We start from the raw sequence: 12576 nt of genomic DNA on the forward strand, positions 1-12576 counted from the left end.
AGGGTAACTGCCTGAAGAAAAAAAGGGAGGAAGTTCATGCCGATGGTCACCGTTTCCATCTCTCCGCAGCAGGCAGCGGGCATCCGTGCCGCCGTCGACACGGGCGCATACGCCTCGAGCAGCGAGGTCGTTCGCGAGGCGCTTCGTCTCTGGGATACCGCCCGCAAGCTCGGCGAAATCAAGGCGGACCTCCTTGATGACGAGAGTGTCGCCTCCGGCGGCAAATGTGTCGCCGACATGTTCGCAGATCATGAGGAGCAGCGCCGTCGCTCCGCCTGAACAAGCGCCTGATTGTATTGGTGAATTCGAATGAACGCTTAACGCGTGGAGAGCATTCGCGTCTTTCACAAAACTTTCATATTGGCGAAAGGGTTCGTTGATCCTTCTGCGGCAAGTTCCTGACCAAGAAGAACAAGTCGCAGTGGAGATCGTCCCACAATGAAGACTGGAATATCTTTGGCTGCCGCCGTCGAGCCCGGCGTGCTCCGCCGCTATGCCAGCGATCAGATCGTAACCCTTGCCAAGCTCGTGGTCGAGAACGCTTTCCAGCCGATCGTCGAAGCCGGCACCGGCACGGTGTTCGGTTACGAGTCCCTCATGCGCGGCCAGGATCGCATCGGTTACGACACGCCGGCCGATATTCTCGACGAGGCGCATCGGGCCGGCCAACTGCTGCAGCTCGAACAGATGGTCGCCAGCCGCGGGCTCGCCAAGTTCGCGACGCTGTCGAATTTCTCCACCTCGACGCTGTTTCTCAATCTTGATGTCAGGCTGATCCCAGATGGCGAGCGCCTGGTCGAGAGCCTGCTGCAACATTTGCGGACAGCGAGTATTCCGCCATCCTCCATCTGTTTCGAATTCTCCGAACGTTTCGACAATACCAGCGTGCCGGAATTTGCCGCGCTGGTTTCGAAATTGCGCAGGGCCGGCTTCAAGCTGGCGATCGACGATTTCGGCGTCGGTCATGGCGAGATGAAACTGCTTTGCGACTATGCCGTCGACTATCTGAAGATCGACCGCCATTTCGTCGCAGCGATCGATCGCAGCGCCCGCAAGCGCCACCTCCTGAAAAGCATCGTCAACATCGCCCATGTGCTCGGCACGCGCGTCATTGCCGAAGGCATCGAGACAGAGGCGGAATTCATCGCCTGCCGCGAATATGGCGTCGATCTCGTCCAGGGCTGGTTCATCTCCCGCCCGACGACGCATATATCAGAGCTGGCGCCGTCTTTCCCGCATCTGCAGGAGCTCGGCAAGAGCAAGCGGGGCAGCCAGTCGCTGGACGAGATCCTCATCCGCAGGCAGATCGAGCTCCTGCCGACGGTCTACGAAAACGACAGCATCGACAGCGTCTTCGAGCTTTTCCGCCGTAATCCGCGCCAGGCGTTCTTTCCCGTCCTCAACGCCAATAGCGAGCCGCGCGGAATTATCCATGAGCATCACCTCAAGGAATATATCTATCAGCCCTTTGGCCGCGACCTCCTGAAGAACAAGATGTACGAGCGTTCCATCTCGCATTTCGTCGAGATGGCGCCGATCGTCGGCCTCGACAGCGACGCCGAGCATCTGATGGCGATCTTCGCCAATATGGAGGGCAACAACTGCCTGATCCTGACCGACAACATGCGTTATGCCGGCGTCGTTTCCGCAGCTTCGCTCATCAAGGTCATCAATGAGAAACAGCTGAAGACCGCCCAGGACCAGAATCCGCTGACGGGCCTGCCGGGCAACCACGCCATCCGCGATTTCATGCGCCAGTCCGGCCGCGACGGCGATGCGGTTCGCCATTTCTGCTATTGCGATTTCGATAATTTCAAGCCTTTCAACGATGCCTATGGCTTCCATCTCGGCGACCACGCGATCTCACTCTTTGCCGCGCTGATGCGCCGCTATTTCTTTGCCGAGCGCCATTTCCTCGGCCATGTCGGCGGCGACGATTTCTTTATCGGCGTCGTTGGCTGGACGAAGGAGGAATTGACCGAGATCCTCGACCGGCTGATCAGCGACTTTCACGATGACGTGCTCGATCTCTATTCCGACGAGCACCGCGCCGCCGGCCGCATCCTCGGCCACGACCGCACCGGCGCTGAAGCCCTGTTCCCGCTGATGCGCTGCTCGATCGGCGTTCTCGAACTGCCGGAAGGTCTCGTCATCGACGACATCAACCGCGTCAGCGCCGAAATCGCCGTCATCAAGTCGTCCGCCAAGGAGAGCGAGGAAGGCCTCGCCTTCCATTTGCTGGGCGAGGCGAATTGACGCCCTTGCCGCTTCCAGCCTTCCCAAGCCCGCCGGGCTGATCTATTCCGATCCTTCGGGATCAGGAGGGTCACGATGTCACTGCCTCAGGAAATGCGTTTCGTCGATCTCAAGGCCTTCGGCGGGCCTGATGTGATGGCGATCGGCAAGCGTCCGCTGCCGGTGGCCGGCGAGGGCGAGGTCCTCGTGCGCGCCGAGGCGATCGGCGTCAACCGTCCCGATATCGCCCAGCGTCAGGGCAGCTATCCCCCGCCCAAGGATGCGAGCCCGATCCTCGGCCTTGAGCTGGCAGGTGAAATCGTCGCCGTCGGGCCCGGCGTCAGCGGCTATGCCGTCGGCGACAAGGTCTGCGGGCTGACCAACGGCGGCGCCTATGCCGAATATTGCCTCCTGCCGGTCGGTCAGATCCTGCCCTTTCCCAAGGGATACGACGCGGTGAAGGCCGCGGCTCTTCCCGAGACCTTCTTCACCGTCTGGGCCAATCTCTTCCAGATGGCCGGACTGACCGAAGGCGAGAGCGTGCTGATCCATGGCGGCACGAGCGGTATCGGCACCACCGCGATCCAGCTTGCCCGCGCCTTCGGCGCCGAGGTCTACGCCACGGCCGGCTCGAAGGAAAAATGCGATGCTTGCGAAAGGCTCGGCGCCAAACGCGCCATCAACTACAGGAACGAGGATTTCGCCGCGGTGATCAAGGCCGAGACTGGTCACGGCGTCGATATCATCCTCGACATGATCGGTGCCGCCTATTTCGAGCGCAACATCGCCTCGCTTGCCAAGGACGGCTGCCTGTCGATCATCGCCTTCCTGGGCGGGGCCGTTGCCGAAAAGGTCAACCTCTCGCCGATCATGGTTAAGCGGCTGACGGTCACCGGCTCGACCATGCGCCCGCGCACGGCCGAGGAAAAACGCGCCATTCGCGACGATCTGCTCTCCGAGGTCTGGCCGCTGCTGGAGGCTGGCACCGTCGCCCCGGTCATTCACCGGGTCTTTGCCTTCGAGGATGTTGTCGAGGCGCACCGGCTGCTGGAAGACGGCAGTCATATCGGTAAGGTCATGCTGCGCATCGGCTGAGCGTCAGCGCGATGCCGATGGCGAGAATGCCGGGCAGCGCGATCAGCAGATAAGGCCAGTGCGCCGCCGAGATAGTGCGCTCGACACGCCGACCGCGCATCAGGCCGGCTGCCGCGCCTGGCGCCGTTCGCTTTCAAGATAGAGCAGGGCTGCAATCGCCGCCACCCCCGCGCCGGCGCCGACGAAGGCGGTGCCGGAATAATCGGTGAGCGATGTGCCGAGGGCGAACAGCCCGGCGGCGATGCCGGTGCCGATGAAGGTGTTGAGCGAGATGAGCGAGGTTCCGAGCCCCGGTCGGTCGGCGATCAGGTCCTGGAGATAGGTGATCGGCACGCTGAGGATTGCCGCCGCGCCGCAGGCATTGAGGAGGAGCAGCGCATATATGTGCCAGGGCGTGGAAGCAAATCCGAGCAGCAGCAAATAGGCGCAATAGATCAGCGCCCCGAAGGCGAGCACAGGCGCGGTGCGGAAACGCCGTTGCGCCATGCCCCACATCATCATGAACGGCATTTCGAGAAGCGCTGTCAGTCCGGCGATGAAGCCAACGTCGACCACGCTTCCGCCGGCCGCATGAGTGATGATCAGCGGCAGCAGCATGGCGTTCAGCCGCTGCAGTCCGAACAGCATCGCCATGACGACGATGCGGATCAGCACGTTCGGCATGAAGACCCGTTTCAGCGAAGCGACGAAGCCGACCGGATCGGGGGCAGGGCCGGCGGTGCCGTAGCCGGGGGCGAAGAAGAAATACAGGCAGAAGCAGATGCAGCTGGCAATCGCCGCGATCCCATAGGCCGGCGTCATCGATGACGAATTGGCGAGATAAAGACCGATCAGCCCCGGCGCCAGCGCCCAGGAGCCGGAAAACAGCGCCCGCACGGTGGCCGTCACCGCCGCGCCCTGACCGCGCTCCATCTGGTTGGTCCTGGCGCGCAGGCTGGCGAAAAGCAGCGAATAGGTGGAATTGCTCATCGGCACCAGCAACAGCGTCGAAAAGATGAAGATTGCCGGACTATGAATGAGCGCGATCGACCCGAAGCCGAGCATGCCGGCGACCGAAAGCGAGAGCACCAGCGGCCGCCGCTCCTTAAGCCTGTCCGACCAGATGCCGAGCGTCAGACTGGTCGCGACGTTGACGATCGCCGAGAAGAACACCAGCGCCGAATAGGCGCCATTGCTCAAGCCCAGTTCGTTGATGCCGATGATCGACTGGTAGGGCGCGGTCGAAGCATAGGTGAAGGCGAGCGCGACGAGCGTCACGGCGGGAATGCGGATCCTGTTGTCGCGCAGGATGAGGGAAAAACTGGATGACATGGGGCGGTTCCTGACACACCAGTTCTTAGTCGGATCGCACAGATCAGAGAAATAATAGTTTTCGATCGCTTGTCTCAATTTATGTGATGAGTATTAGGGTGACGTAATGGCCGTCCGACGGAGATGCCAGGTCGAGCTCCGGGTTGGATTCCAGGCTCAAGGCCTGGAATGACGGGGCTAGGGACTCGACCGGCAAGAGGCGCGACTGCCCGGACGGAGAATTGGCCACTTGCTACTCCGCCGTACGTCACGTATTTGCCGCAGGAGCCCACCCCACCCTCCGTCCTCCTCAGGCGGCGCCGGGAACCCGCGCGGCCACAAAACAGGGCACCTAAACCCCGTTGGCTTTCGCGCCCTGACGCGGTATGCCTGCCGCATCCCGCCCGCATCCGGATGAGAACTCATGACCAATCCCGTCACCGTCGAAGTCACCCGAGGCCTGCTCGTCGAAAGCCGTCATCGCGGCGCGGTGGCGGTCGTCGATGGCGATGGCAAGCTGGTCTTTTCACTGGGCGACATCGAGGCGGCCGTCTTTCCGCGTTCGGCCTGCAAGGCGATGCAGGCGCTGCCGCTCGTCGAGAGCGGCGCGGCCGATGCCTATGGCTTCGGCGACAAGGAGTTGGCGCTCGCCTGTGCCTCGCACAATGGGGAAGAGGAGCATGTGGCGCTTGCCGCCTCGATGCTCGCGCGCGCCGGCCGCAATTCTGAAGCGCTCGAATGCGGCGCCCACTGGTCGATGAACCAGAAGGTGCTGATCCAGCAGGCCCGCACGCTCGAGGCGCCGACGGCGCTGCACAACAATTGCTCGGGAAAACATGCCGGCTTTATCTGCGCCTGCTGCCACCGGGATATCGATCCGAAGGGCTATGTCGGTTACGAGCACCCGCTGCAGGTCGAGATCCGTGCGGCGATGGAAAGCCTGACCGGCGCCATGCTCGGCGCCGAGAGCTGCGGCACCGACGGCTGTTCCATCCCAACCTATGCCGTGCCTCTGCGCAGCCTGGCGCACGGCTTTGCCAAAATGGCGACCGGCATCGGCCTGGAGCCCTTGCGCGCCAAGGCATCCCGCCGCCTGATCGAAGCCTGCATGGCAGAGCCCTTCTATGTCGCCGGCACCGGCCGCGCCTGCACGAAACTGATGCAGATCGCCCCCGGCCGCATCTTCGTCAAGACAGGCGCCGAAGGCGTCTTCTGCGCCGCGATCCCGGAAAAGGGCATCGCCATTGCGCTTAAATGCGAGGATGGCGCCACCCGCGCCGCCGAGGCCATGGTGGCGGCGACGCTCGCCCGCTTCTTCGAGACGGAAGAGACGGTGCATGCTGCGCTGACCGCCTTTGCCGCAACCGCGATGCGCAACTGGAACGGCATCCATGTCGGCGATATCAGAGCGGCCTCCGTCTTCTCGGCATGATCATGCCGCGGCGATCGTATCGTTGAGATCGCGATAAGGCTTGAGCCGCTCGGACATCATCTCGGCCGGCACGATCAGACCCGCGACCTCGGCAATACCGAGGACGGGGCAGGGCGAGACGAGGTCGAACTTCTCCTCTGTCAGCAGCACATGCGTTTCGGCCGAGCAACGCGCGATATGGCGCTTGATCGCCGCTTCCTCGAAATCGCCGGTGGAAAGCCCGTGAACGGGATGCGCGGCGGTGACGCCAAGAAAGAAGAGATCCGGGCGCAGCTGCGAGATCGCCGCCATCGCTGCCGCGCCCGTCGCCACCATGGAATGTTTATAGAGCCGGCCGCCGGTAAGGATCACTTCGGCCGTCGGATGCTGTTCCAGCTCGGCAGCGATCGTCGGGCTGTGGGTCGCTACCGTAAGCGGCATGTCACGCGGCAGTTGCCTGGCGATCTCCGCCGTCGTCGTGCCGCCGTCGAGGAAGACCATCTGCCCAGGCTTGACCATCGCCGCTGCCTTGGCTCCCAGTCGCGCCTTTATCTCGGAGGAGACGCTGGCCCGCGCGGTGAAATCGGGCAGATCGGGTGAAAGCGGCATCGCGCCGCCATGCACGCGTTTGAGCAGTCCCTCGGCTGCCATTTCCCGGAGGTCGCGCCGGATCGTGTCTTCTGAAAGCGAAAAATCCTCGGCGACACGCTTGGCGATCACCTGGCCATCGCGGCGCAATATGTCGAGTATCAGGGTCTTGCGCTGCGTCGTCAGCATTGTCTCTCCGCACGAAAATTCACGAGATGGCATGATCTTGCACGAAATGACTCGACATTCAAGAAATATCGTGCATTTTCGGGAAATCCCGTGCATGAGGCCGGGAGTGCTCACGCAGAAGCGGAGCGATGGAGTGGATCATGTTGATTTTGATTGCCGGGCCTTATCGGTCCGGAACGGGCGACGACCCGGAAAAGATGGCCGCCAACCTGAAGCGGCTGGAGGAACCCTCTTACGCCTTGTTCAAGGCCGGCCATGTGCCGATGATCGGCGAATGGGTGGCCCTGCCGATCTGGCATGCCGCCGGCGGCAGATCGGTCGGCGATGCGCTTTATGAGCAGATCTTCCATCCGGTCGCCGGCCGGCTGCTGCAGCTCTGCGAGGGCGTACTGCGCCTGCCCGGCGATTCCAAGGGCGCCGACAACGACGTGCGCATCGCCAGGGAACGCGGCATTCCGGTCTGGCACCGGCTGGAGGATGTGCCGGGCTGCGGGTGAGCGGCGCAATGTGAAGGAAAGTTGGGCGCAAGATCTGCCCCTCACCCTAACCCTCTCCCCCCTGACGGGGCGAGGGACGTGGCTTGCGAGAGGTGAGTGGGAATGGAGGGCGTGCGGCATATCCCCTTCTCCCTGTCACGATGGGAAGAAGGCCCCGGCAGGCGGATGAGGGGCGCTACGGACACGCCGCTTCAAATGGCCTTCGAAGGGATCGCAAAACCGAATCTCCCAATTCCGGCGCGCCTACGCCTGCGCTATAACCATAGCCGAAAGGAGTCGAGAACCATGCTGACACTGTATTACGCGCCGGCAACCTGCGCGCTCGCAAGCCTGATTGCCTTGGAAGAATCCGGCCTTGCCTTCGAAACGAAAAAGCTCAGCTTCAGCGATGGCGAGCAGCGTTCGCCGGATTATCTGAAGATCAATCCGAAGGGCCGTGTGCCGGCGCTCGTCACCGATCGCGGCGTGCTGACGGAGACGCCAGCGATCCTCGGCTTCATCGCTGAAATCGCCCCGGCCGCCAAGCTCGCGCCATTCGGCGATGCTTTCGAAATGGCGCGGCTGCAATCCTTCAACAGCTATCTCTGCTCGACCGTGCATGTGAACCATGCCCATCGCCGGCGCGGCTCCCGCTGGGCCGACGAGCCGGCGGCACTCGAGGCGATGAAGGCCAAGGTACCGCAGAATATGGCCGATTGCTTCACCCTGATCGAAGAGAAGATGTTCGAAGGCCCGTGGGTGATGGGAGAGACCTATTCGCTCGCCGATCCCTATCTCTTCGTCATGACCGACTGGCTGCCGTCCGACGGCGTCGATCCCGCCCGCTTCGCAAAAGTCAGCGACCACCACGCCCGCATGATGCTGCGCCCAGCAGTCCAGCGGGCGCTGGCCTACGACCGGGGCTGATATGCAGGGATGTTAAGCTCGTCGGTCACGCTGGATCGGCTATTGCGTCTCCGCTCGGCCAAATACATCAGAAGACTGGGCGGCTTGGATCCTTGGCCCGCGCTTCGGCCGCATGGGTAAGTCTGTTGTCCCAGACGGGGCCGCCGACCAGATCGTCGCCCTCAGCAGCTACGCCCGAAGCGGCGCCATCTCCAGCCCCATCAACCGCCGGCGCCCTGGTATTTGCGGGTGGCGTAGCGCCAGTGGGCCATGGCGAGCAGCACCCAAACCGGGCCGGCGACGAGCGCCACCGGTCCGGCCCAATCGCCGAGGATCGGGATCGGTTTGCCAAGCAGGGCGCCGACCGGGACCGAACTTGTCAGCGCCAGCGGAACAGCGGTGATCAGGGTGATCTGGATGCTGCCCGGGAAGATGTTGAGCGGGTAGCGCGTCAGCTCCCAGAAGCCGAAGAAGATCGAGAACAGGTGGTTCGATCGCACCCACATCAGCGCCGTCGCGCCGATCATGGTGATCATCGCACCGGTGAGCAGCGTCGCGCTGACGATCGCGGCCAGCAGGAACGCCACGGACGAGGCAGACCAGGCGAAGTCGACGGAGAGGACCGCCCAGCCGAGCAGCGGCACCGCCAGGATGATATGGCCGGCATAACCGATATTGAGGCCGGAAAAGACGAGATAGGCCCAGGGGCTGAACGGCTTGACCAGCAGCGTATCATAGGTGCCCAGCCGCACCAGCTCCTCGAGATCGCGCAATTGCACGAAGCTCATTGCCGCACCCAGCGAATAGGCGAGCAGCTGGAAGCTGAAGAGCAGCGCCAGCTCCGGCCAGGTCCAGCCGCCAAGCGTCTGGAAGCGGGCAAGCAGGATGCCGATGGTGGCAAAGACGCTGCCGTAGGAAAGGACCTGCGCAAGCCGGTCGAGCCAGAAGGCGCCCCGATATTCCATTTGTGAGCGGACATGCATGCGCACCAAGTGGGGAATGACGCGGAGGTGATGAAGGAGCATGATCATCCCCCCTGCACGGTGATGCGGCGCGACGCCATGCGCCAGAGCCAGAGCACGCCCGAAAGGAACAGTCCGGCCCAGCCGAGGCCAAGGCCGAGATGCAGCCAGGTGTCGGCGACAGAAAGCCTGCCGAGATAGACGGCGTTGGGATAATACACGACCCAGGCGAAGGGCAGGTGACGGGCGATCGTCGCCAGCGGCTCGGGAAAGAACCAGAACGGCACCAGCACACCGGAGAACAGATGCAGCAGGGCGCCGAGGATCCAGTCCAGCGAGAAGCTCGTCATCAGCCAGAAGGCGATCAGGCCGAAAAGCGCCGACATCAGGAAAATCAGCACGAAGGACAGCGCCCAGAAGGCGACAAACATCAGGCCGTGAAACAGGCTTGCCGGCGCCAGCATGCCATAGAACAAGGCCGTGAAGGCGACGGTCGGGATGACCTGCGTCGTCAGACGGTAGGAAAAGCTGCCGCATTCATTGGCGAAGAGATAGAGCGGATAGGAGAGCGGCTTCAGCAGCCAGACGGCGATATCGCCTGTCTTGAGTGAGCGGCCGATCTCGCCGATGATCCTTTCAGGGCGGGTGGCGCCCATGACAGCGCCGCCGAGCAGGGCGTAGGTCACCATCTGCTGCAGCGAGACGCCGTCGACGACCGTCGCGCCGGCGCCGGCATAGACGGCGAGCCAGATTGCGACGCGGGCGACGACCTGGACGAGCTTGCCGAAAATATTGGCCCAGACCTCGTTGCGGTAGGCGAGCTGCGCGTGGAAGGCGCTGCGCGTGAAGGCAAGATACGCATTCATGGTTTCGGCGCCCGGGCGTTGCGGGTGAAGGCAAGATAAGCGCTCATGGTGTCGGCGCCGGGGGGGCGCGGGTGAAGGTGAGATACGCGCTCATGAGGCCCGTGCCATGGCGTTGCGGCGTTGGTAGAAGGTGCGGATCACCTCTTCGATATCGGGCTCGTGCAGCGCCACATCCTTGAGGTCACGGTCACTGCCGACCTCCGAAAGGATTTTGACCAGCGAGACGTCTTCGCGCTCGATCAGATATTCCTTGCGCAGTCCCTCGTCGCTGACGAGCGATGCCATCCTGAGCGGCAAGGGGCCGGGGTCGCTCGCAAACTCCAGCGTCAGCCGCCGGGCCGAGCCAAGGGCTGCGCGAAGGCTGCGCAATTCCCCGTCGAAGATCAGCCTGGCGTGATCGACCATGATCAGCCGCGGGCAGATGGTCTCGATGTCCTGCAGGTCATGGGTGGTGAGGATGATGGTGACGCCGCGTTCGCGGTTGATCTCGGAGAGGAAGCGGCGCACGGCATCCTTGGCGACCACGTCGAGACCGATCGTCGGTTCGTCGAGAAAGAGGATCTTCGGATCGTGCAGCAGCGACATCACGATCTCGGCGCGCATGCGCTGGCCGAGGCTGAGCTGGCGCACCGCCCGGTCGAGGAAGGGGGTGAGGTCGAGCAGCTCGCTGAAGTGGCGCAGATTATCGGCGTAACGGGCAGGCGGAATATCATAGATGCGCTGGTGCAGGGTGAAGCTGTCGATCAGGGGCAGGTCCCACCACAGCTGGCTGCGCTGGCCGAAGACGACGCCGATCTCGCGAGCATTGTCCATGCGGGAGAGATGCGGCGTGCGGCCGAGCACCGAAATCGTGCCGGCGCTCGGCACCAGGATGCCGGTCATCATCTTGATCATCGTCGATTTGCCGGCGCCGTTCGGGCCGAGATAGCCGACGGCCTCGCCGGCCATAATATCGAAGCCGATATCGGAAACGGCCTGAACCTCGGTATATTCGCTGGTCACCAGCGTCTTGAAGGCGCCGATGAGACCGGGAAATCGCTTGTGTTGCCGGAAGCGTTTGCTGACGCCCCGGGCTTCGATCATAGCCGTCATGCACATTGCCTCGCGTGTTCAAGCCGACTCGGCAGGAGCAGGGAGAAGGCAGGCTAGCGGGATGTGGGATTCGTGCAAGGTTAAGTTGCGCTTGGGGTCGTCCGGCTGAGCTTTTTCTCAATCGCGATGCCAGCCGAGGATGAAGAAATAGGAGAAGCTGTTCATTTTCTCCTCGATGGGGTTGATGGCCAAAGCCGCCTCATCGAAATCCCTGGTTCCACGTAAACTATAGACCCTTTTGCACCTTCCGAGGGAGTCGGTCCATATGTGGCAAGTTTGTATTTCGGCCTCTATCTGAAATTCTTCATGTACAATATCGCGCACATCCAGCATGATTCGTCTGGCGTGGGTTTCTGGATCCTTGATGTAGGAACGGCCGTCGAACGTCAGCGCCTTTGCCACTATCAAAGAACGTTCGTCATTATCGCAGGTAAAAATCACTACCGCGTCGGGTACATGCTTTCCGAATTCCGGGCATTTGGCCTCCAGCGCATCGAGCGAATTTATGGAAAAGCTCTCGGGCAAATCAGCAGCGTTCGCGGACATGGAAATTAAAATCGACGCAAGATAAAGAATAGAATTCATTAATATTGCTTTCACACGCGTGCCGTTCGCTGCCGGGAGACGGCGAACCCGCAGTTTAACACGCTTGCCAGTCACGATTCAGACGGTCAATCGCTTTTCAACCGCGTGACCCGAATCAGTTGTTGATCGCCTGGAGGCGCCGTGAACGAAGGCCGTTTTTGATCACGGCGCCCCCGCAGAGATCGGTATCAGCCCGCTTGTCGTTGGAACCGCTGACGCAGGATTGCCGCTGCGTCTATCGGCATTGGCCGTTCGACGCGTCTATAGACACTGCCGTCGCGCGTCCGGCTCACCAGGCCGAGTTCGCAGAGCTCCCGCCGCAGCAAAGCGTGATCTCCAAACAGGTGCCTGTCGCGAAGAAGAGCACTGACCTCCTTTTCGGACATTTCCATTGCCGAGGGAAGCTGCGACCAGAGAAGCCAAAGCGCCGTAATTTGATCCGTGCGCCGCGACGGCCAGCGCATCAGGCGAAACTCTCCGTCGAAGCTGCGTTGAACACGGTCGATATGCTTCCGGTCGATCTCGGGATCGGCGACGGGCACTGCTGTCGGGCGGATGGCCTCGCTGTCAGCTGGATCGGCTTTCGCACGAAGGCTCTGGAAATTGCCGTGACCGGCAGCCTTTGCCAGCATGTTGAGGAACTGGAGGTGAGAGGGAAGACCCTCATGGGCGGAGAGCTGCAGGCGCAGCGATTTCGCAAATGCGGATGCGTCGCTCACTTCGAGCGGAATGAGTTTTCTGGACATGACCTATCCTTTGGTCGTGCCGTTCCGGATGGATTATCGGTGATCGCCCTTCCGACATGGCACGGGATCGGTGTCCATATCTCAATCATTGTCAGGTTTAGCGAGTTCCGGAGAACGGCGATGCCTGGGTGAACT

Annotated in this window: 13 protein-coding genes; 6 read left to right on the forward strand and 7 right to left on the reverse strand. The window is 62.1% G+C overall.

What is annotated here, in order from left to right; all coding sequences use genetic code 11:
* Positions 1-36 precede the first annotated feature (36 nt).
* From J2J98_RS05615 to J2J98_RS05625, 3 genes are all read left to right on the forward strand, one after another.
* Positions 37-279 (forward strand): ribbon-helix-helix domain-containing protein, encoded by a 243-nt coding sequence (locus J2J98_RS05615; RefSeq protein ID WP_064706519.1) that lies wholly within the window; start codon positions 37-39, stop codon positions 277-279.
* A gap of 159 nt (positions 280-438) precedes the next feature.
* A complete protein-coding gene (locus tag J2J98_RS05620) occupies positions 439-2256 on the forward strand; it encodes a GGDEF domain-containing protein (RefSeq protein ID WP_207602573.1) in 1818 nt (605 codons plus the stop codon).
* Between the two features lie 75 nt (positions 2257-2331).
* Positions 2332-3330: an NAD(P)H-quinone oxidoreductase gene (locus J2J98_RS05625; RefSeq protein WP_207602574.1), complete on the forward strand. Its 999-nt coding sequence runs from the start codon at positions 2332-2334 to the stop codon at positions 3328-3330.
* Positions 3331-3429: 99 nt separating this feature from the next.
* On the opposite strand, the gene J2J98_RS05630 is transcribed toward J2J98_RS05625, so the two are convergent.
* On the reverse strand, positions 3430-4641 hold the full coding sequence (locus tag J2J98_RS05630) for an MFS transporter (RefSeq protein ID WP_207602575.1): 1212 nt from the start codon (positions 4639-4641) through the stop codon (positions 3430-3432).
* A gap of 403 nt (positions 4642-5044) precedes the next feature.
* Here J2J98_RS05630 and J2J98_RS05635 point away from each other — a divergent pair, with 403 nt between their 5' ends.
* Positions 5045-6052, forward strand: a complete 1008-nt coding sequence (locus J2J98_RS05635; protein ID WP_207602576.1) for an asparaginase — start codon at positions 5045-5047, stop codon at positions 6050-6052.
* Here the strand turns inward: J2J98_RS05635 and J2J98_RS05640 are convergent, their stop codons facing one another.
* Positions 6053-6808: a DeoR/GlpR family DNA-binding transcription regulator gene (locus J2J98_RS05640; protein ID WP_207602577.1), complete on the reverse strand. Its 756-nt coding sequence runs from the start codon at positions 6806-6808 to the stop codon at positions 6053-6055.
* Positions 6809-6948: 140 nt separating this feature from the next.
* Between J2J98_RS05640 and J2J98_RS05645 the strand changes: the two genes are divergently transcribed.
* Together J2J98_RS05645 and J2J98_RS05650 are read left to right on the forward strand one after the other, a co-directional pair.
* The gene (locus J2J98_RS05645) at positions 6949-7305 is read left to right on the forward strand and encodes a DUF4406 domain-containing protein (protein WP_207602578.1); all 357 of its coding nucleotides are present in this window, start codon (positions 6949-6951) and stop codon (positions 7303-7305) included.
* A gap of 285 nt (positions 7306-7590) precedes the next feature.
* Complete coding sequence (locus J2J98_RS05650) at positions 7591-8211, forward strand: glutathione S-transferase family protein (RefSeq protein ID WP_207602579.1); 621 nt, start codon at positions 7591-7593, stop codon at positions 8209-8211.
* Positions 8212-8411: 200 nt separating this feature from the next.
* On the opposite strand, the gene J2J98_RS05655 is transcribed toward J2J98_RS05650, so the two are convergent.
* The 5 genes from J2J98_RS05655 to J2J98_RS05675 form a co-directional block, all read right to left on the reverse strand.
* On the reverse strand, positions 8412-9215 hold the full coding sequence (locus tag J2J98_RS05655) for an ABC transporter permease (RefSeq protein ID WP_207602580.1): 804 nt from the start codon (positions 9213-9215) through the stop codon (positions 8412-8414).
* A 2-nt stretch (positions 9216-9217) separates the two neighbouring features.
* Positions 9218-10018, reverse strand: a complete 801-nt coding sequence (locus J2J98_RS05660; protein ID WP_138393647.1) for an ABC transporter permease — start codon at positions 10016-10018, stop codon at positions 9218-9220.
* A gap of 90 nt (positions 10019-10108) precedes the next feature.
* Positions 10109-11110 carry an ABC transporter ATP-binding protein gene (locus tag J2J98_RS05665; protein ID WP_207602581.1) on the reverse strand — a complete coding sequence of 334 codons (1002 nt, stop codon included), beginning with the start codon at positions 11108-11110 and terminating at the stop codon, positions 10109-10111.
* Between the two features lie 117 nt (positions 11111-11227).
* Complete coding sequence (locus J2J98_RS05670; RefSeq protein ID WP_207602582.1) at positions 11228-11695, reverse strand: hypothetical protein; 468 nt, start codon at positions 11693-11695, stop codon at positions 11228-11230.
* A gap of 188 nt (positions 11696-11883) precedes the next feature.
* Positions 11884-12441, reverse strand: coding sequence for a DUF2087 domain-containing protein (locus J2J98_RS05675; protein WP_207602583.1), 558 nt, complete (start codon positions 12439-12441; stop codon positions 11884-11886).
* Positions 12442-12576: the final 135 nt, after the last annotated feature.

The sequence above is a fragment of the Rhizobium bangladeshense genome (genome assembly GCF_017357245.1).
Taxonomy (GTDB): Bacteria; Pseudomonadota; Alphaproteobacteria; order Rhizobiales; family Rhizobiaceae; genus Rhizobium; species Rhizobium bangladeshense.